At 65.1% G+C, this 18,718-nt stretch carries 17 protein-coding genes, 1 tRNA gene and 2 pseudogenes; 7 read left to right on the forward strand and 13 right to left on the reverse strand.

Annotated elements, in window-relative coordinates; translation table 11 throughout:
- Window positions 1-1,119: putative inorganic carbon transporter subunit DabA (locus tag TY51_RS15410; RefSeq protein WP_042251035.1), on the forward strand; the 1,119-nt coding region annotated here is incomplete at its 5' end.
- Window positions 1,120-1,265: 146 nt separating this feature from the next.
- Complete coding sequence (locus TY51_RS15415; protein ID WP_042251036.1) at window positions 1,266-1,823, forward strand: hypothetical protein; 558 nt, start codon at window positions 1,266-1,268, stop codon at window positions 1,821-1,823.
- 9 nt (window positions 1,824-1,832) lie between these two features.
- Here the strand turns inward: TY51_RS15415 and TY51_RS15420 are convergent, their stop codons facing one another.
- Window positions 1,833-2,537: a response regulator transcription factor gene (locus tag TY51_RS15420; RefSeq protein ID WP_042251037.1), complete on the reverse strand. Its 705-nt coding sequence runs from the start codon at window positions 2,535-2,537 to the stop codon at window positions 1,833-1,835.
- Window positions 2,534-4,144, reverse strand: a complete 1,611-nt coding sequence (locus tag TY51_RS15425) for an ATP-binding protein (RefSeq protein ID WP_081995124.1) — start codon at window positions 4,142-4,144, stop codon at window positions 2,534-2,536. The genes TY51_RS15420 and TY51_RS15425 overlap by 4 nt, the downstream gene beginning before the upstream one ends.
- A gap of 447 nt (window positions 4,145-4,591) precedes the next feature.
- Here TY51_RS15425 and TY51_RS15430 point away from each other — a divergent pair, with 447 nt between their 5' ends.
- The 3 genes and pseudogenes from TY51_RS15430 to TY51_RS24610 all read left to right on the forward strand — a co-directional run bounded on the left by TY51_RS15430 (window position 4,592) and on the right by TY51_RS24610 (window position 6,389).
- Window positions 4,592-5,866, forward strand: a complete 1,275-nt coding sequence (locus TY51_RS15430; RefSeq protein ID WP_042251039.1) for an ATP-binding protein — start codon at window positions 4,592-4,594, stop codon at window positions 5,864-5,866.
- Window positions 5,867-5,916: 50 nt separating this feature from the next.
- Window positions 5,917-6,141 (forward strand): annotated as a pseudogene (locus TY51_RS24605) (response regulator); the annotation flags it as partial.
- 170 nt (window positions 6,142-6,311) lie between these two features.
- Window positions 6,312-6,389 carry a helix-turn-helix domain-containing protein gene (locus TY51_RS24610; protein ID WP_231559090.1) on the forward strand — a complete coding sequence of 26 codons (78 nt, stop codon included), beginning with the start codon at window positions 6,312-6,314 and terminating at the stop codon, window positions 6,387-6,389.
- A gap of 60 nt (window positions 6,390-6,449) precedes the next feature.
- Here the strand turns inward: TY51_RS24610 and TY51_RS24105 are convergent, their stop codons facing one another.
- Genes TY51_RS24105 through cyoA form a run of 7 tightly spaced genes read right to left on the reverse strand, consistent with a single transcriptional unit; the run spans window position 6,450 to window position 11,362 of the window.
- A complete protein-coding gene (locus TY51_RS24105) occupies window positions 6,450-6,734 on the reverse strand; it encodes an SURF1 family protein (protein ID WP_255351429.1) in 285 nt (94 codons plus the stop codon).
- Between the two features lie 8 nt (window positions 6,735-6,742).
- A complete protein-coding gene (locus TY51_RS24110; RefSeq protein ID WP_255351430.1) occupies window positions 6,743-7,150 on the reverse strand; it encodes an SURF1 family protein in 408 nt (135 codons plus the stop codon).
- A gap of 1 nt (window position 7,151) precedes the next feature.
- Window positions 7,152-7,553: a cytochrome o ubiquinol oxidase subunit IV gene (gene cyoD / locus TY51_RS15445; RefSeq protein ID WP_156118063.1), complete on the reverse strand. Its 402-nt coding sequence runs from the start codon at window positions 7,551-7,553 to the stop codon at window positions 7,152-7,154.
- Window positions 7,553-8,167 carry a cytochrome o ubiquinol oxidase subunit III gene (gene cyoC / locus TY51_RS15450; protein WP_373960722.1) on the reverse strand — a complete coding sequence of 205 codons (615 nt, stop codon included), beginning with the start codon at window positions 8,165-8,167 and terminating at the stop codon, window positions 7,553-7,555. The genes cyoD and cyoC overlap by 1 nt, the downstream gene beginning before the upstream one ends.
- Before the next feature lie 12 nt (window positions 8,168-8,179).
- Window positions 8,180-8,839: a hypothetical protein gene (locus tag TY51_RS24615; protein ID WP_373960720.1), complete on the reverse strand. Its 660-nt coding sequence runs from the start codon at window positions 8,837-8,839 to the stop codon at window positions 8,180-8,182.
- On the reverse strand, window positions 8,728-10,182 hold the full coding sequence (locus TY51_RS15455) for a cbb3-type cytochrome c oxidase subunit I (protein ID WP_373960721.1): 1,455 nt from the start codon (window positions 10,180-10,182) through the stop codon (window positions 8,728-8,730). The genes TY51_RS24615 and TY51_RS15455 overlap by 112 nt, the downstream gene beginning before the upstream one ends.
- A gap of 22 nt (window positions 10,183-10,204) precedes the next feature.
- Complete coding sequence (gene cyoA, locus TY51_RS15460; RefSeq protein ID WP_231559089.1) at window positions 10,205-11,362, reverse strand: ubiquinol oxidase subunit II; 1,158 nt, start codon at window positions 11,360-11,362, stop codon at window positions 10,205-10,207.
- A 287-nt stretch (window positions 11,363-11,649) separates the two neighbouring features.
- On the opposite strand from cyoA, the gene TY51_RS15465 reads away from it, so the two are divergent.
- A complete protein-coding gene (locus TY51_RS15465) occupies window positions 11,650-12,972 on the forward strand; it encodes an MFS transporter (RefSeq protein WP_042251046.1) in 1,323 nt (440 codons plus the stop codon).
- A gap of 745 nt (window positions 12,973-13,717) precedes the next feature.
- A pseudogene (locus TY51_RS23620) lies at window positions 13,718-14,268 on the forward strand (IS5 family transposase); the annotation flags it as partial.
- Between the two features lie 124 nt (window positions 14,269-14,392).
- On the opposite strand, the gene TY51_RS15470 reads toward TY51_RS23620, so the two are convergent.
- The 4 genes from TY51_RS15470 to TY51_RS15485 all read right to left on the reverse strand — a co-directional run bounded on the left by TY51_RS15470 (window position 14,393) and on the right by TY51_RS15485 (window position 18,671).
- Complete coding sequence (locus tag TY51_RS15470) at window positions 14,393-14,761, reverse strand: c-type cytochrome (protein ID WP_052650320.1); 369 nt, start codon at window positions 14,759-14,761, stop codon at window positions 14,393-14,395.
- Window positions 14,762-14,931: 170 nt separating this feature from the next.
- Window positions 14,932-16,212: a sorbosone dehydrogenase family protein gene (locus tag TY51_RS15475; protein ID WP_042251050.1), complete on the reverse strand. Its 1,281-nt coding sequence runs from the start codon at window positions 16,210-16,212 to the stop codon at window positions 14,932-14,934.
- 778 nt (window positions 16,213-16,990) lie between these two features.
- Entirely contained in the window at window positions 16,991-18,157 is a 1,167-nt protein-coding gene (locus TY51_RS15480; protein ID WP_042251052.1) for an iron-containing alcohol dehydrogenase, read from the reverse strand.
- 437 nt (window positions 18,158-18,594) lie between these two features.
- Window positions 18,595-18,671: transfer RNA gene (locus TY51_RS15485), tRNA-Met, on the reverse strand.
- Between the last annotated feature and the right edge of the window lie 47 nt (window positions 18,672-18,718).

The raw sequence follows: 18,718 nt of genomic DNA on the forward strand, positions 1-18,718 counted from the left end.
TCGTCCTTTGCCTTTGTCGAGGCGGTCGGGCCGCTCTACGGGATGAAGCTGCTGAAGGGCGCGATGGGCCGCGACGCCGCCCGTGCCCCTGCGGGCGCGCCCCGCCTGTCCGTCCCGATGTCGGCGGCGGACAAGGGACGGCTGGCCGCCACCATCCTGCGCGCCATGGGCCTGGTCGCGGGGCATGCAAGGCTGGTCCTGCTGGTCGGCCACGGCGCCAGCATGACGAACAACCCGCATCACAGCGCCTATCACTGCGGCGCCTGCGGCGGCCAGACCGGAGAGATTTCGGCCCGCGTGCTGGCGGACCTGCTGAACGACCCCCAGACACGGGCGGCCCTGCCCGGTCACGGCATCACGCTGCCCGATGATACGCTGTTCGTCGGGGCGCTGCATGACACCACGACGGATCAGGTGACGCTGCACGCCGCCGATGCGCCGGCAAGCCACGCGGGCGATCTGACCCGCGCCGCCGACTGGCTGGACCACGCCGGGGCGCGCAACCGCACGGTCCGCGCGGCACGCCTGTCGGGGGCAAGCCCCGCCACGGTGGCGGCGCGCGCGTCGAACTGGGCCGAGACGCGGCCGGAATGGGGGCTGGCCGGATGCGCCGCCTTCATCGCCGCGCCACGCGCCGTCACGCGCGGGATCGACCTGGGCGGGCGCGCCTTCCTGCACAGCTATGACCGCGCGCTGGACCCCGATTTCACGGTGCTGGAGCTGATCCTGACAGCCCCGGTGGTCGTCGCCAGCTGGATCAGCCTGCAATACTATGGCTCGACCGTGGCCCCGCCCCTGTTCGGGGGCGGCACCAAGCTGATCCACAACGTCACCGGCGGCATCGGCGTGGTCGAGGGCAATGGCGGCCGGCTGCGCCCCGGCCTGCCGTGGCAGGCGGTCCATGACGGCACCTGCACCGTCCACGACCCGCTTCGGCTGACGGTGATGCTGGACGCCCCGACGGCGGCCATCGACGCGATCCTTGGCCGTCATCCGGACGTGGCGCGCCTGTTCGACAAAGGCTGGCTGCATCTGCTGGCGCTGGAGGGGGGCCGCGTCGTCGCACGCCATCGCCCCGGCAAGGGCTGGCAGGACGAGGGTTTCAGGATCGCGGCATGACGGGTGGTGCAACGTCGGCTCCGGTCATGTCGGGTTCAGTCGGTGTTCATCTGCCGTTCATCCTGGCGACAGGCGGTGTTCAGCAAGGCTGCCCATCTGACCTGCGTGGCGATGATCCATCGCGCGACAGCAGAAGGAACGACCCGATGAAACCGATGCAAACCGCCGTCCTGTCGATCGGCCTGGCCTGCGGCCTGTCCGGCGCCGCCCTGGCCGAGGCCGTCCGCGACACCACCATCACCGAGGCCGACGTCCTGGCCGCGCAGCAGGCATGGGGCGACGCGCTGATCCGCATCTCGGACGCCCATGCCAAGGGCGGGCAGGAAGCGGCCAGGGCCGCGGCCGAACAGGCCCTGGATTCGGCCTATGATTATGCGCAGGGCCCGGTGCTGTTCAAACCGACGCTGACGACCGACCCCCAGATCTTTCGCACCGACCGCGAAGGGGCCCTGTCCTATTTCGTCGGCGGCAACCCCGACTATCCGCAGGATACGGGCTTTGCCCTCAAGGAATGGACCGATGTCGAGGTCGACAATGCCGCCGTGATGCTGAACGGCGATCTGGCGACCAGCCTTGGCACCGTCCAGTTCACGGACAGGGACGGCAACGTGACCACGGTCGACAAATCCTGGACCTTCCGCAAGGACGATGCAGGGGTGCTGCGGATCATCCAGCACCATTCCTCGCTGCAGTTCCAGGGCTGAGGGCGCGCCTCACACGTCCAGGCGGTATCCCAGCCCCCGGACCGTGGTGATGCGCACCCCACCCTCGCCTGCGCGTCCCAGCTTGGCGCGCAGGCGGCTGACATAGACGTCGACGACATTGGTCAGCGGGTCCTCGCTGGCGCCCCAGACATTGGCCAGGATACGCTCGCGGCTGAGAACCCGCCCCGCCGTGGTCAGCAGCAGCTCCAGCAAGGCCAGCTCCTTGGCGGTCAGGGTGATCTCCTCGTCCGCCACGGTCACGCGCATGCGGTCGCGGTCCAGGCACACGTCGCCCACCACCAGCATGCGCCCCCCGACCGGGCGCAGGTCGGGACCGCGACGCAGCAGCGCCTCGATCCGGGCCAGCAGCTCCTCGAAGGCAAAGGGCTTGACCATGTAATCGTCGGCCCCCATCCGCAGCCCCAGGATGCGATCCTCGATCGAACCCAGCGCCGACAGCATCAGGATCGGCAGCGCCACGCCCCCGGCCCGCAAAGTCTGGCAGATGTCGGACCCGTTGATGACCGGCAGCATCAGGTCCAGCAGGATCAGGCAGGGTTGCGGATCGGCGCGGTGCGCGGCCCACATCCGCAGCGCGGCCTCGATCCCGGCGGGACCGTCGACGGCGATCTGCACCCCGTAGCCCTCGGCGCGCAGACCGCGCTGCAGAAAGCCCGACACGCGCGGATCGTCCTCGATCACCAGGATGTTCATTGAGGCGCCTCCGACAGCGATGCCGTCACCACGGGCAGGCGCAGGGTCGCGATGGTGCCGCCACCCGGCGGACTGTCCAGCGCGATGTCGCCGCCATGGGTGACCGCGATGTCGCGCGCGATGGCCAAGCCCAGCCCGGTCCCGTCGGGCCGGTGGCTGCGGGCATTGTCTGCCCGAAAGTTGCGCCCGAACACATGCGGCAGGTCGCCCGGGGGAACACCGATGCCGTCGTCGCGGACGGTCAGACACCACCAGGCGTCGGCGCGGGTCGAGGCGACATGGACATGCCCGCCCGGCCGGGCATAGCAGACGGCATTGTCCAGCAGCGCCGTCATCAGCTGGCGCAGCCGCTTGGGGTCGCCGGTGACCCGCGTCTCGGCGTCGTGCAGATCGGTCGTCAGGCGCACATCATGCCGCGCGGCCAGCGACATGGCATGCAGCAACGCATCCTCCAGCGGGCCGGCGACGTCCAGATCGCGGCGCGGGGTCTCCATCGCCTGGGCCCCGTCGCGGGTGACCGACAGCAGGTCGTCGATCAGCCCGCCCATCTGGCGGGCGACCTGCGCGATGCGGTCGAGGGCCGCGGCCAGGGCCGATGCGTCCTGCGGCCCGCGCAGCGACACCTCCGCCTCGCCGCGGATCGCGGTCAGGGGGGTGCGCAACTCGTGGCTGATGTCGTTCAGCAGACGGCGGCGGTTCGCCTCGGCGCGGTGCAGGCGCGCCATCGCGGATGACAGCTCTGCCGTGCGCAGGCGGACCTGATCCTCCAGCTGGTTGCGCTGGTCGGCCTCCTGGTCGCGGCGGCGCGCCAGTTCTGCGGCCATGCGGTTGATGCTGGCGGCAAAGCGCGCGAATTCGTCCTGCCCCCGCACCGGGATGCGGTGATCCAGGGCGCCCTCCTCATAGGCCCGCGCGCCGCGCACCATCTCGCGGATCGGGCGGTGCAGGGCGCAGGCCGCCCATGCAGCCAGCAGCAGGGCCAGCAGCGTCGTCATGCCCGCCATGCCCAGCGACAACAGGCGCAATCGGGCCAGCGCGGCGTCGGCATCGTCGCGGTGGCGTTCCAGCACGTCCGCCTCGGCCAGGATGCTGCGGTCCAGGACCTCTCGCAGGTCGCGACCGGTGCCGCGATCGAACACCGTCTCGATCCGCGCCCAGGCGGCACGGGCATCGACGATGTCGGGCTGTCGGGTGATGTCGCGCAAGGCGGGCTGCAGCGCCACGACGCTGTCGGCCAGCAGGCCCAAGGCCTCGTCGCGCAGATCGTGGTCGGGGCCGGACAGGGGGTCGAATGACCGCGACTGGCGGCTCAGATCCTGCAACCGGGCGATCGTCGCGGTCATCCGCTCGCGCAGCATCTCTCCGTCGGCCTGGTCATGGGGGGCACCCATCAGGGCGCGCAGGGACCAGGCGCGAAGACGCTGCTTGGTGGCCGACAGCTCCAGGAACCCGCTTTGCAGATCCCCAGTCACGCGGCCGCGCATCACTTGCCGTTCCGCTTCGGCGGCGATATGCGCGTTGACCCCGCCCTGCGCGAGGATCAGCAGCCCCAACAGAAAGAACGCGGTCAGCAGCCGGAGCGAAAAGCGGGTCTTCAGCAGTGTCATCTGGGCGATGCTCCGGGGTAAAGACCATCCGAATATTGTCTCGTCCGCCCCGAGACAAGCGCCGCTTCCCTGCGCAAAGCGCCTGGTGGACCGTCTGCGTGTTCAGGCTTTGCGGACACGGGTCTGTGCGCTTTTTGCTGGCTCCAGGATCAGGGAAACGACCTGATCCTTCACTCACGCTGCCGCGGCGAACAGGTATCAGCTCTGCTACGCTGAAAGGCGTGAGATTATGTCCCATGCAAAGGTTCGGCTGGTCACCCGGCATCCGACTGTTCAGCGCGCCTGCCCCATGGTGCCGCAGTCTTGCAGATGGCAAAGCACTCCGGTGCGCTTTCCGAGGGTCCATTTCTGGATTAAGGGATGTATCCGGCCATGGACCGCCTGTCTGACGCTTGAGGGAACAGTGCCAGTGGTCGGGCCACTGCCTTGAGTCGCCTGGAAGGACTGATGAAAACGCAATCCCCCACCAACATCGCGCAGGATGCCGCCCGGCGCAATCTGTCACAGCTGAACCGCATGCGCTGGATCGCGGTCGCGGGGCAGTTGTTGGCGATATGGGGGACGGTCGCCCTGCTGAACGTCACCACGCTGCCGTGGCGGCAGATGCTGCCCGTGGTGGCGTTCCTGATCTTTCTGAACCTCTTTTCGGCGTGGCGGCTGCGCCGGGGGCATCCCATCACCGAACTGACCGTGACGGTCGAGCTGCTGATGGACGTCGCCTGCCTGACGATCCTGCTGTACCTGTCGGGCGGCGCGTCCAACCCCTTCGTGTCGCTGTTCATCCTGCAGGTCATCCTGGCGATCGTGCTTCTGCCGCACGGGCATGCGGCCGTGATCCTGCTGGCGACGATCGCGGCGCATTACTGGCTGACGGGCAATGGCGTTCCCCTGCCCCTGCCCCATCGGTGGCACGGGGCCGGACCCAGCTTTCTGGACCTGCACCTGCAAGGGATGTTCCTGTCCTTTCTGCTGGCGGCCAGCCTGCTGACCTGGTTCGTCACCCGCATCACGGCCAACCTGCGCGACCGCGACGCCCAGATCCAGGCCCTGCGTCAGCAGATGCTGGAGGAGGATCACCTGGTCCGGCTTGGCCTTCTGTCAAGCGGCGCGGCGCACGAGCTGGGGACGCCCCTGACCACGCTGGCGGTCACGCTGGACGATTGGCAGACGCTTGGCCCGCCGACGGGGGCAGAGCTGACGGACAAGATCGCCGTCATGCAGCGGGAGCTGTCGCGCTGTCGCCAGATCGTGTCGGAGATGTTGCTGTCGTCGGGTCAGGAACGCCTGGAAGAGGCGCAGGCGATGCGGGCGCGCGCGTTTCTGGAGGCGGCGATCCAGGGGCTGGAGCTGCCCTTGCGGATCCGCTTTGACGTCCGGTACGACCCGCTGATCATGGCCGATCCCATGCTGGAGCAGGCGGTGCGGCAGCTGCTGGACAATGCCGCCGAGGCGGGAAGCCGGAACATCCGGATTTCGCTGTCGCAGGCAGGCCCCGATCAGCTGGCGCTGGTCATCGAGGATGACGGCCCCGGCTTTCCCGAAGGCATCCTGGCCGATCCCGGACAGCCCTATCTGAACTACAAGGACGGGGCGGGTCGGGGCCTTGGCCTGTTCCTGACGGGCAATGTCATGCGCCGCCTGGACGGCGAGATGCGGCTGGCCAATCTGGCGCATGGCGCGCAGGTGACGATGATGCTGCCAACGCTGGAGACCGCCGCATGAGCCGCCACCTGCTGATCGTCGAGGACGATGCCGCCCTGGCCACGACTTTGATGGAGAGCTTTGCGCGGCGCGGCTATCAGGTCAGCCACGCGGGATCGACCGAGGAGGGCATTGATCTGGCGCAGGGCCAGCCCTTCGACCTGGCGCTGGTCGACCTGAAGCTGCCGGGACGCAGCGGGCTGGAATGCGTGCAGGCGTTGGCGGCACTGGACCCCGCGCCGCGCATCGTCGTGCTGACCGGCTTTGCCAGCATCGCCACCGCGGTCGAGGCGATCAAGCTGGGCGCGGCTCATTACCTGGCCAAGCCCGCCACCACATCCGAGATCGAGGCCGCCTTTGCCCGTGACAGTGGCGATCCGTCGGTCGCTGTCGCCGCGCGCCGCACCAGCTGCGCACGCAGGAATGGGAAACGATCCAGGCGACGCTGCGCGACTGCGATTTCAACATATCCGAGGCCGCGCGACGGATGGGCATGCACAGACGGACCTTGGCGCGCAAGCTGGCCAAGAAACACATCGGCTGAGGTCGGCGGCAGGGCGGGCGGATCGAACCGTCGATGCCGCGGACTGCCCGGCAGCGTGCCTTAGTGGTCGGTGGGACGGTGGATGAAGAACAGCAGGAACGCCAGTCCCGCAGCCATCGCGAACCATGTCAGCGCATAGCTGAGATGGCTGTTGGGAAACGACACGACGGTCAGCCCGCCGATGGGCGCGCCCTGCCCCGGCCCGCGGTCGAGGTCCAGAAACCACGGCGCGACCGGGTCAAGGCCCGTGGCGCCCGCGATGGCCTGCGTGTCGCGGGAAAACCAGCGGTCACCAGCGGGATCGTTCGCGCGCAGGAAGGCGCCGTCCTCTTGGGTCCACCGCATCAACCCGGTCAGGGATTGATCGGCCCCCGTCGCGCCGGATCATAGTCCGAGACCTGATCGACCGCGACGAAGCCGCGGTTGACCAGCAGCCGCCAGCCCTGATCGGTCTGGAACGGCGTCATGACCCAATAGCCGGCGCCAAAACCCGTGACGGCGCGGACCAGCGTATCGTCAGCCCGCAGATAGCGGCCGGACACCACGACGCGCCGATATTCGACCGCGTCGTCGTCGGTCAGCATATCCGGGGCCGGCGCCGCGACGGGGGCGGCGGTCACCGCGGCCTCGGTCCGCGCGATCAGGTCACGCTTCCAGTCCAGCCGCTGCAGCTGCCATGCGCCAAGGGCCAGGAAGACCAGGCACAGGACGGTGCCGGGGATCACGATCCCCCACCGCACCGGCCCGCGCCGCGCCGCCATCTCAGGTCCCGAAGCCGGACAGCTGCGGCATGCCGTCATGGTTCATCTGGGGCATCATGTTGGCGTTCATGTTGTGCATGACCCACAGCGATCCGGCCAGGATGATCACCACCACGACGACGGTGAAGATCAGCGCCATCATCGTCCAGCCCTCGTCCGAGCGGCCGTTCATGTGCAGGAAGTAGACCATGTGCACCAGCACCTGGATCGCGGCGGACCCGATCACGATGCCCGCCGTCAGCAGGCGGCTTTCCAGGCCCCCCATCATCACCAGGCCGAAGGGAATCGCGGTCAGGATGACCGACAGGATGAACCCGATGGCATAGGAGCGATAGGTGCCGTGGTCATGGCCGTCGGGGTGGTGGACATGGGCTGCGGTCTTGGCATGTGCGGTGTCGGCCATCAGATCATCCCCAGCAGATAGACGAAGGTAAAGACGCCGATCCAGATCACGTCCAGGAAGTGCCAGAACATCGACAGGCAGGTCATCCGCCGGATGTTCGCGCCGGTCAGCCCGTGCTTTCTGATCTGGATCATCAGCGTGCCCAGCCACAGGCAGCCGAAGGCCACGTGCAGGCCGTGCGTGCCGACCAGTGCAAAAAAGGACGACAGGAACGCCGACCGCTGCGGGCCTGCACCCAGGTGGATCAGGTGCTGGAATTCGTAGATCTCGACCGCCAGGAAGGCCAGGCCCAGGACCAGGGTCGCGCCCAGCCACAGCATCGCGCGGTCCTGTCGCCCGGCGACCGTGGACAGCATCGCGAACCCGAAGGTCAGCGACGACAGCAGCAGGAAGGCGGTGTTGATCGCGACCAGATGCAGCTCGAACAGGGCCTGTGGGCCGGGACCGGCGGCATAGCTTTGCCCCAGCACGCCGAACACGGCGAACAGGACCGCGAACATCAGGCAGTCGCTCATCAGGTAGATCCAGAACCCGATGGTGGTGGAGGCCCCCTCCTCGTGGTGGTGGGGGCTGGTGTCCCAGTACTGGGCGTCGTCTGCGATGGTGGGTGTCATCATGTGCTCCGATCAGGCGCCAAGCGACGCCAGCTGGCGGTCGCGCGCGGCCTCGGTCCGTTCAACTTCGTCGGCCGGAATGTGGAAGTCGCGGTCATAGTTGAAGGTATGGGCGATCGCCACGGCGACCATGCCGATGAAGGCCGCCGCCGCCAGCCACCAGATGTACCAGACCAGCGCGAACCCGCAGACCGTCGCGGCACCGGCCAGGATCACCCCGGCGCCGGTGTTGCGGGGCATGTGGATCGGCAGATAGGTCCCCTGCGGGCGGGTCTGGCCGACCTGCTTCATGTCGTTCCAGGCGTCCAGACCGTGCACGACCGGCGTGAAGGCGAAGTTGTAGGCCGGCGGCGGCGACGAGGTCGCCCATTCCAGCGTGCGCCCGTCCCAGGGATCGCCGCTTTCGTCCACCAGCTCCTTGCGGCGCCAGATCGAGACGGCGAACTGCACCAGCATCGCCCCGATGCCGCCCGCGACCATCGCCACGCCCAGGCCCGAGATCGCGAACCAGATCCACAGGTCCGGGTCGTCAAAGACCCGCATCCGCCGCGTCACGCCCATCAGGCCCAGGATGTACAGCGGCATGAACGCGAACCAGAAGCCCACGACCCACAGCCAGAAGCTGATCTTGCCCCAGAAGACGTCCAGCTGGAACCCGAGGCCTTGGGCCACCAGAAGTTGATGGCCGCGAACAGGCCGAACAGGACGCCGCCGATGATCACGTTGTGGAAATGCGCGACCAGGAACAGCGAATTGTGCAGCACGAAGTCGGCGGGCGGCACGGCCAGCAGGACCCCCGTCATGCCACCCACGGTAAAGGTCAGCATGAAGGCCACCGTCCACATCATCGGCAGATCGAACCGGATGCGGCCGCGGTACATGGTGAAGATCCAGTTGAACAGCTTGGCCCCCGTGGGAACCGAGATGATCATCGTCGTGATGCCGAAGAAGGCGTTCACCGACGCGCCCGACCCCATCGTGAAGAAGTGGTGCAGCCAGACGATATAGCTGAGGACGGTGATGCAGACGGTCGCATAGACCATCGAGGTATAGCCGAACAGGCGCTTGCCCGAGAAGGTCGCCGTGACCTCGGAAAAGACGCCGAACAGCGGCAGGATCAGGATATAGACCTCGGGGTGTCCCCAGATCCAGATCAGGTTCACGTACAGCATGGCGTTGCCGCCAAGGTCGCTGGTAAAGAAGTTTGTGCCGACATAGCGGTCCAGCGTCAGCAGGACCAGCGTGACCGTCAGCACCGGGAAGGACGCGACGATCAGGATGTTCGTGCACAGCGCCGTCCAGGTGAAGATCGGCATGCGCATGTAGTCCATGCCCGGCGCGCGCATCTTGATGATGGTGACCAGCAGGTTGATGCCCGACAGCGTGGTGCCCACGCCCGCCACCTGCAGACCCCAGATGTAATAGTCGACCCCGACCCACGGGCTGAAGCCGATGCCCGACAGCGGCGGAAAGGCCAGCCAGCCGGTCTGCGCGAATTCGCCCACGAACAGCGACGCCATGATGATCACCGCGCCGCCCACCGTCATCCAGAAGGACAGGTTGTTCAGGAACGGGAACGACACGTCGCGCGCACCGATCTGCAGGGGCACCAGATAGTTCATCAGGCCGGTGATGAACGGCATCGCCACGAAGAAGATCATGATCACGCCATGCGCGGTGAAGATCTGGTCGTAGTGGTGGGAGTTCAGATAACCCTCGGACCCGTTGAAGGCCAGGATGGACTGCAGGCGCATCATCACCGCGTCGGCAAAGCCGCGCAGCAGCATGATCAGCGCCAGCACCATGTACATGATGCCGATCTTCTTGTGGTCCACGGTCGTGAACCATTCGTGCCACAGATAGCCCCACAGGCGGTACTTGGTCAGCACCGCCATGAGGCCCGCGCCGCCGATCACGACGACGACGAAGGTCGCCCACACGATGGGGTCCTGGGGAATTGCGCTGAGGTTCAGACGGCCAAGAAGAAAGGTCGTGCTGTGATCGATCGTGGCCATGGTTCTAATCCTGTCTCTCGGCTCAGAGCTCGTCGGCGGCGGGGTCGCGCGACAGTCCGGTCAGCACCGGGGCGGGCCGGCGCAGCATGTCCACCAGCCCCGTGCCGGGATGGTTCAGCCCGTGCCCGCGCAGGGGCGCGGCATCGACGGGCGGTGGCGGCAGATCCGCACGCAGCGTCAGCATCAGGTCCTCTTCGGCGGGCGAACAGAACCCGCTGACATAGAAGGGCTCCCAGCCCAGGGTGGGCGCGCGCTCTCCGCGCTGCGCGTCGCGGTCGGCGACCAGCGACTGCATGTTCATGGTGCCTGCCAGGCCCGTGCCGCCCTGACGGTCAAGGTCCATCATCTCTGCCATGCAGATCTTGCCGTCCTCGACGCACATGTTGACCACGCGCGGGAACAGCTGCGCGTCCACGGTGCCATAGCTGTGCGGCGCGACGTTTTCGGACGGGCGTGCCAGCTCCAGGTATTCGGCGCGGTCCAGCTGACCGCCAGCCTCGCGCGTTTCGGCCGCCCACTGGTCGAAATCGCCGTCGGGCACGGCATGGGCCTTGAACCGCATGCCTGAGAAGCCCGCACCGGAATAGTGCGACGACATCCCCTGGAACGAGCCCTCGGCATTGAAGATGCCGTGCAGCGTCGTCTCCATCCCCGGCATCGAATAGATCATCCCCGCCATCGACGGGATGTAGAACGCGTTCATGACCGAGGACGAGGTCAGGCGGAATTCGATCGGGCGGTCCACCGGCACGACCAGTTCGTTGACCGTGGCAAGGCCCTGTTCGGGATAGATGAACAGCCATTTCCAATCCAGCGACACGGTCTCGATCACCAGGGGGGTCTGACCCTCCAGCGGACGGTCGGCCGAGACGCGCTGGATCGGGCGATAGGGGTCCAGGTGGTGCGTGCCCACCCAGGTCATCGCCCCAAGCGCGATGATGATCAGCGCGGGGATCGCCCAGATCACCAGTTCCAGCTTGGTCGAATGGCTCCAGTCCGGGGCATAGCTGGCATCGCGGTTCTGCGCGCGATAGCGCCAGGCAAACAGCACGACCAGCACCAGCACGGGCACGATGATGATCAGCATGATCCCCGTCGCCCAGACAAGCAGGTCGCGCTGCTGGGCGGCGATGTCGCCGGTGGGGGCCAGAACCTCGGCCTTGCAGGCAGACAGCACCATCAGGGGTATCAGCCACGGGGCTCGCTTGATTATCCGCATCATAGCTTCGTCAATCCGGGTCATTGGCACGGCCATCTGCGCGCCGGGTGATTCGCCTTGGAAAGTCCAGACGTGGTTACGACAGAAGGCGGTATTCCTTCGGGGAGGGACGTGACATTGGACAAGTTGACCTATGACAACTTGTCCAATTTTAATTCCCTCGCGACACGGGCAAGGCATCACGGTGCCCGGACCGTTCCGGCGGCGCACCCCGCGTCAATGCAGCATCTATCAGGAGGCGTCTTGCCATGGCGACGTCAACCCATACCGGTTCCCCGCAGACCACCGGCCAGGACGCGGACGATCACCACGTCTCTCCCTCTGATATCGCGGTGGGCGTGATCATCGGTCGCACGTCCGAATTCTTCGACTTCTTCGTGTTCTCCATCGCCTGCGTGCTGGTCTTTCCGGCACGCCTGTTCGGGTTCCTGGACCCGGTCCAGGGGACGCTCGCGTCGTTCGTGCTGCTGGCGCTGGCCTTCGTGGCGCGGCCTGTCGGCACGGTGATCTTCATGGCCGTCGACCGCGCCGTCGGGCGCAAGGGCAAGCTGACGGCCGCGCTGCTGCTGCTTGGAACCTCGACGGTCGCGATGGGCCTGGTGCCCAGCTATGACACGCTTGGATGGTGGGCGATCGGGATCATGGCCATCCTGCGCATCGGCCAGGGCTTGGCGCTTGGCGGAACCTGGGACGGCCTGCCATCGCTGCTGGCCCTGTCGGTCAGCCGCGAAAAGCGGGGCTTCTACGCGATGATCCCGCAGCTGGGCGCGCCCATCGGTCTGGCCGTGGCCGCCCTGCTCTATGCCTATCTGCTGATCAACGTCTCGGCCGAGGAGTTCGTGGACTGGGGCTGGCGCTATCCGTTCTTCGTGGCCTTTGCCATCAACGTGGTGGCACTGTTCGCGCGGCTTCGGATCGTGGCATCCCCCGAATTCGACGACATGCTGAACTCGAGCGAGCTTCGCCCGTCGCGCATCCGCCCCACCCTCAAGCAGGACGGCAAAAGCATGATCCTGGGCATCTTCATGCCCTTGGCCAGCTTCGCGATGTTCCACATGGTCACGATCTTTCCGCTGTCCTGGGTCTTCCTCTATTCGAACGATCCCCCCGAGGCGGTGCTCTATTCGCTGATCCTGGGGTCCGTTGCGGGCATCGCGTCGATCGTCGCCTCCGGCTACATCGCCGATGCGATCGGGCGCCGCCGCCTGCTGATGCTGGGCGCCTTGGCGATCGGAGCCTTTGCTGTCCTTGGCCCGCTGCTGCTGGCCGGCGGACGCGAGGGGGCCACGACCTACATCGTCCTGGGCTTCGTCCTTCTGGGACTCAGCTTCGGTCAAAGCTCCGGCGTGATCGCGGCGCTCTTCGGCAAGAAGAACCGCTACACCGCCTCGGCGCTTGTGTCGTCGCTGTCCTGGATGTTCGGCGCCGGCTTCGCGCCGCTGACCGCCCTGTCGATGTCCAGCTTCCTCGGCCTCTGGGCTGCCGGCATCTACCTCGGCTCGGGCGTGATCTGCACGGTGATCGCGATCCAGATATCCCGCCGTGGCCAGATGGACATCACCGACGAGTAAAGCTCCGCTGCGCCCGCTGCGGGCGCAGCGCCTCGGCCGACCCCGGTCAGGCAACCGTCGTCCGAGCCTAAAAGAATCCGTCAGAATTTGAAACTCGGTGCTCTGACCCGTTCCGAAAGCACGGAAGGCCGGAAGGCACGTATCGATGCCTTAAAGAATCCTGATTTGGGATGACGGTCGCCCAAGGCCAGACAGCTGAAGGCACCTGAGACTAAGATGCTAAAGTGGCTGATGCCCGAGCGGATGTTCAACATGGCCGCAATGATTAAAGGGCTGCGAAAAAACAGGTATCTGCCGGGCCGGATAATAGTCCTAGAGTCCTACGCAATATTTCACTTGCGATTGGCCGATCATAAAGCGCGAAACAAGCGCGCACCTGAAGGACATAGTTCGGGCTGCTGGAGTGGCGGACATACCATATTGCCGGGGCGGACCGACAAGTGGTGCGATCCATGCGCCTGAAATGCTACTGCGCGGATGGTCACGGGATCTTACCAATGAACAGTCGTCCATTGAGGTGCTTTTGATTCAAACCCGATGGGGCGGCTCTACCGCAGGCGGCTGCCCGTACTACTACGGCGCGCGTGAAACCTGCGAGGCATTTACCAGCTCTATGCGGGCAAAGGGTTCACCCTGAGTAAAGGCAACGCACGCTTGAAGATCATTGGCAAAACCACTCCAATTTAGATAGAAGCCCAGCCCAACGCGCGCGGTTGTTCGACTTCGTTCATAGGTAAGTCGCTTGCGTTGGAGCGAAAACGGGGCTTCGCCCGGATCATGGTCAGCCTTGCCGCCGGGGGGCCGATCCGAACACGATCATCATTGATGCGAGTTCTCTGAATGCACAGCGCACGGGTTGCAACCTGCGTTCAAAAAAGGGGCGCGCGGTCGACGGATCGGTCGGACGAAAGGTGGCTTGGGCGGGAAATTACACGCCGTCACTGATGCGGAGGGCCGCCGGATGAGGTTCTATCTGTCGGAGGCACAATTCAGCGACCAAACCGGCGGCGGCGCAGCCGGGTGATCTGTCGAATGGCTACTGGCGGACCGGGGACATGACGCTCACTGGCTGCGAGAAGCTTTTGAAGACTAGGGGATAAGCCGTGATCCTTGGCCGGAAGTCTCACCAGAAGATCGTAAAACACGACAAGCGCCGCTACAGACGGCGTAATCGTATCGAGAGCATGTTCGGCCGCCACAACACTGGCGGCGCGTCGCAACCCGGATCACGACCGATGCTCAAAGTCACACTGTTCCGCCACCGCTTCGGCTGCGACTTTCCCGTTCCGGGTGTGAAACGTGATGAGCCCGGAGGCCAATTAATCTCTCCGCCACGTGCACTCGGACCGGTATGGCCTGCGTTACACTACCTAAATGGCGCCCCTGAGGTAGAAGCCGTGCGGCCTGAAACGGCGCCTATCTAAGGATATGTTTCGGCAAGAAACGCTGCCACATCCACAATCTGCTGGTCTGTCATGTCTTTTGCGACCGGCATCATCAGTGCGGCATTCGGCCCCTCCGCCTCTCCGGCGCGATACGCAAGCAAGCGTTCGACAAGGTAGTCGGCTGTCTGCGCCTCCAGCGCGGGAAAGACGGCCGTTCCACCTGCACTGCGCCCGTGGCACTGCGCGCAGGCCGTGCGATACAGCGATTGGCCATCGTCGATATTGGCGCTAAGCGCGGCCAGTTCGGCCGGGATTGTCGCGGACGTGGCCGCATCCTGCGCCACCGCCGGCACGGAGAGCATCAGGGTGACCCCGAGGGCGAGGCAGGAAAGATTGGTCTTCATGTCAGATCCTTGATTTGGAGCCGCCGACCGCCCGTCATCGGCGATCAGGGAGCAGTGCCTGCTGGAAAAAAGGCGATGTTCGACGTGAATGCAGCAGCCAACAGGCGAGCTTGGTCTGTGCAACAGGCAGTATCGCAGGAGCATTCGCCCCTGCGATACGACCAGCGTGCTTACTGCGGAGTCAGGCGATAGATGTCGCCTTCGTCGATGGCGGCGTACAGGTCGCCGTCAGGCCCAACGACCACGGCGCGGAAACGTCCCGGCTCCATCGGCAACGACATCGGCGTCACATCGCCGACCGACATGCCGTCATCGGCCAGGTCGATCACGTCGATGCGCTGGCCCGGGTCCGTGCCGCCAAAGCCGATGCCCATCACGCCGACGACAAGCCGGCCGTCCCAGTCACCCCACTTCTCTCCCTCAAGAAATGCCGCGGACGACGTTCCCTGCGACAGACCATTGTTGTTCCACGCAGGCTTCATCGCATCGGGATATTCGTCCAGGTTGGTCATCGGCATGTATTCGGCGCGCTCTGCCGGATCCATGGCCTCCATCTGGTTGGGTTCATAGCCGCAATACCCGTCGGGGCAGTCGCTGCGCCCGGCGATGTTGGGACGCGGGTCCCACCCCCCGTTGCCGCCCGCGACCAGCGCGGTGATCTCGTCGGAATGCCAGGGGCCATGTTCGGACACGACAGGCTGTCCGGTTGCGGGGTGGAACGCGATGCCCTGAACGTTGCGATGGCCATAGGTGAAGATGCGCGGATCAAAGCCCTCGGGTGCGCCATTGTCGGCGACGGCCTGGCCGTCACGGTCCACGCGCAGCACCTTGCCGCCCATCATGGTCGGGCTCTGAGGCACCTCGGGGTTGTGCGTATCGCCGGTGGTTACGAACAGATGCCCGTCCGGCGAAAACCGGATGCGCCCGCCGTTATGTGCGCCGGGCCCGCCGAAAGGTTGATCGGACGCCTCGGGCTTGTAGGGGATGTCATCGATGATATCGGTGCGGTCCGACACCGCGGTCAAATCGTCGCTGACGGTCAGCCGCATGACACGGTTGGTCCCCGGCGCCGTCATGTTGGACGCTGAATAGACGTAGACATGCCGATTCTGTTCAAACTCCGGATCGACCGCGACGCCGTTCATCCCGGCCTGTCCCTCGCAGAACAGATCATCCCCCTGGAGCGGATAGCCTTCGGTCTCGCCGACACCCAGCAGGGGCTGTACCTCACCCGACGCCAGGCGCACGGACAACCCGCGGCATTTCTCGGTGAAGAACATCGTTCCGTCGGGCAGGAAAGCCATGTCCCACGGCTCTTCAAGACCGGTCAGAACAGTGGTGTGGGTCAACGACGGCCCGCTTTCTTGCGCAAGCGTCACCATCGGAACTACCGCGGCCACCGCCGCCGCAATCGCCAGCCTCCAATGGGCGCTTCTGTCCTTGTTCAACATGTCCGATTTCCTCCCTCAACGCGCGTGGCCCGCGACGCAAATCACCTCCCTGATCGGCATCGTGGGTGGTTCTGAAAAGAACCCATTGCGATGGTGCATCCGACCTTTCCGGGCTGTCAACCGCACATGGTTCAAGTACGAAATGGTTCAGGAAAGTCCCGGAACGGTTCTGCGGTTGCACCTCGCTTCATTGCCTTCAGCACGCACTGCCTGCTGAAAGGCCTGGCCTCCAACAGGCCGCAATCGGCCGCATCCTAAAGGGTTCCAAGGTATCTATGTTGAATGCCGTTGCCAGGTCGTTGCAGCGCGCATGGGCCCTAAGCGGAACGTTCCCGGGCATCGGTGACAGCAGGTCGTGACGCGCCCCAAACGCCCAAGGGGCCGGACGTGATCTTGACATGGCCGCACCATGTGTTCCGCCCAGCCATCATACCACGCCGGCAGCCTGCGCAAAATTTCACATGGGGTTCAGTATTTTAGCCTTCCCTCTGTGAAAGCCTTCCTACCGATCGCAATTACACCCTCACGTCGCCCGCATCCGACCCGCTTTGAGCCGACTGGTCCAGCGAGGCCGCCGCGCTGGTGTGACCACTCACGGAACCAACCGAAGATTGAGCAGCAGATCGGGCGGCCTAGGCTATCGGTAAGAGCTTATGCAGTCTGAAAACTGCGGACCGTCGGAGATCGATATGTCCGTATGCCGATTATGGCCTGTGACTATTGGCAACTAAGGATTACCTAGCAAGCACAGAGATCTTACTAGGGATGGACGTAGCCCTCAGTATGCCTGTCGATACAACGCCAGCGCGTCGGCTTCGGTCACTTCGACCGGGTTGTTCATCAGCAATCGCGTCTGCAGCATGGCATCTTGGGCCAACATCGGCAGGCTGTCTGCCGGAACGTTGCAGTCGCGCAGTCGTCGCGGTGCGCCCGATCGATTCATCAGATCATCCATGAACGTGACGAACGACGTCGCCTTTGCCGATACACTCTGCCGCGAAGCACCAAGGACGACATCGGCCAGTTCGGCATAGAGCGGGGCAGCGGCTTGCATGTTATGGCGCAGCACCGGACCAAGCATCAGTGCATTCGTCAGCCCATGCGGCAAATGAAAATGTCCCCCAAGCGGGTAGGCAAGGGCATGAACGGCGCCAACCGGGCTGTTCGCGAACGCCTGACCGGCCAGTGTGGCGCCTAACAGCATCGCCTCGCGCGCAGGTCTGTTCTGACCATCCGTGCACGCGGTGACCAGGTTCGCCGCCATAAGCCGCAGGGCTTCTTTTGCGAGGAGGTCCGACAGAGGGTTTTTCCTGAGCTTTCCGGTAAATGCCTCGATCGCATGCACCATCGCGTCGATTCCGGTGGCTGCGGTTTGCAGGGGCGGCAGGGCGGTTGTCAGCTGGGCGTCCAGAAGAACGCGGTCCGCGTACAGCTGTCGCGCCACGATCCCCATCTTGGTGGTCGCCCCGGTGGTCAGGATCGTGATGTTCGTGACCTCGGAGCCGGTCCCCGCAGTCGTCGGCACCTGAACCAGCGGTACCCGTGCGCCAGTCACCTTTCCAATTCCGTACATGTCGGCCAGTGACTGGTCCGAATTGATCATCACGGCGGCAAGCTTTGCGACGTCCATCGACGATCCGCCGCCAAACCCCATGACGATGTCGACGCTGGCATCCCGGCCCATCCTGGCGCATGCGATCATGACATCTTCTGGCGGGTCGGCGACGACGTCATCGAAGACGGTTATCTCAAACCCGGCCGATTGCAGCGATGCCATGGCCGGGTCCAGCAGGCCGGACTGATGCAAAAAGCGGTCGGTGACGATCAGCAGCTTGCGCTGCGCAAACCACTCGGCCAGCACCACCCCAAGCCGCCGCGCGCCGCCCCATTCGACCAGCAATCCAGCCGTGGTATCGAAGGTGAACGTTCCACTGTCAGAATGCACCGCTGCGCCTCCCTCAGAATCATGCGTTGCCTACCCTACGTTCATTCTCTCGTCCGTCGGAAGCGTCTTACGCAAAGGCGCGCCCCGCAGCAGAATGCTGGGCCGTGTCCGGTAAATTTGGCTCGTTTGTCTGAACACCCGGGATAGGCGGATTTTCCGCACACCAGCAGCATGATGCTGCAAGCGAGGAGCTGACCATGACGAAGCGGAAGCGCAACAACAGCCGTCCACGCGTCACGAGGCGACGGGGATCCTGCGGGGCCTGATCCGTGAGATCCGGATGACGCCGGATCTGAAGGCACCGGATGGGCGCCGGATGGAACTGGTCAGTGAACTGGCGGGGATCCTTGGCCTTGCGGAAGGCCAAACCTGTCCTGAACGGCCGGACATGCAAAAGCCCCGGCGTTTGGCCGGGGCTGGTGGTTGGTCCTTGACGGTGGTTGCGGGGACAGGATTTGAACCTGTGACCTTCAGGTTATGAGCCTGACGAGCTACCGGGCTGCTCTACCCCGCGCCAAGATTGTCCTGATCGGGTTTTTTTCATCGTTACAGAGAGATTAT

Origin of the sequence: Paracoccus sp. PAMC 22219 (assembly GCF_000787695.1) — a bacterium.
Classification (GTDB): domain Bacteria; phylum Pseudomonadota; class Alphaproteobacteria; order Rhodobacterales; family Rhodobacteraceae; genus Paracoccus.

Bases quoted from the DNA above. Each gene is read 5' to 3' on its own strand.
- TY51_RS15430 (WP_042251039.1), top strand. From the start codon at position 4,592: ATGAAAACGCAATCCCCCACCAACATCGCGCAGGATGCCGCCCGGCGC.
- TY51_RS15425 (WP_081995124.1), bottom strand. From the start codon at position 4,144: ATGACACTGCTGAAGACCCGCTTTTCGCTCCGGCTGCTGACCGCGTTC.
- TY51_RS15420 (WP_042251037.1), bottom strand. From the start codon at position 2,537: ATGAACATCCTGGTGATCGAGGACGATCCGCGCGTGTCGGGCTTTCTG.
- cyoD (WP_156118063.1), bottom strand. From the start codon at position 7,553: ATGGCCGACACCGCACATGCCAAGACCGCAGCCCATGTCCACCACCCC.
- TY51_RS15455 (WP_373960721.1), bottom strand. From the start codon at position 10,182: ATGGCCACGATCGATCACAGCACGACCTTTCTTCTTGGCCGTCTGAAC.
- TY51_RS24105 (WP_255351429.1), bottom strand. From the start codon at position 6,734: ATGCGGTGGACCCAAGAGGACGGCGCCTTCCTGCGCGCGAACGATCCC.
- cyoA (WP_231559089.1), bottom strand. From the start codon at position 11,362: ATGGTGCTGTCTGCCTGCAAGGCCGAGGTTCTGGCCCCCACCGGCGAC.
- TY51_RS15470 (WP_052650320.1), bottom strand. From the start codon at position 14,761: ATGAAGACCAATCTTTCCTGCCTCGCCCTCGGGGTCACCCTGATGCTC.
- TY51_RS15475 (WP_042251050.1), bottom strand. From the start codon at position 16,212: ATGTTGAACAAGGACAGAAGCGCCCATTGGAGGCTGGCGATTGCGGCG.
- cyoC (WP_373960722.1), bottom strand. From the start codon at position 8,167: ATGACACCCACCATCGCAGACGACGCCCAGTACTGGGACACCAGCCCC.
- TY51_RS24110 (WP_255351430.1), bottom strand. From the start codon at position 7,150: ATGGCGGCGCGGCGCGGGCCGGTGCGGTGGGGGATCGTGATCCCCGGC.
- TY51_RS15415 (WP_042251036.1), top strand. From the start codon at position 1,266: ATGAAACCGATGCAAACCGCCGTCCTGTCGATCGGCCTGGCCTGCGGC.
- TY51_RS15465 (WP_042251046.1), top strand. From the start codon at position 11,650: ATGGCGACGTCAACCCATACCGGTTCCCCGCAGACCACCGGCCAGGAC.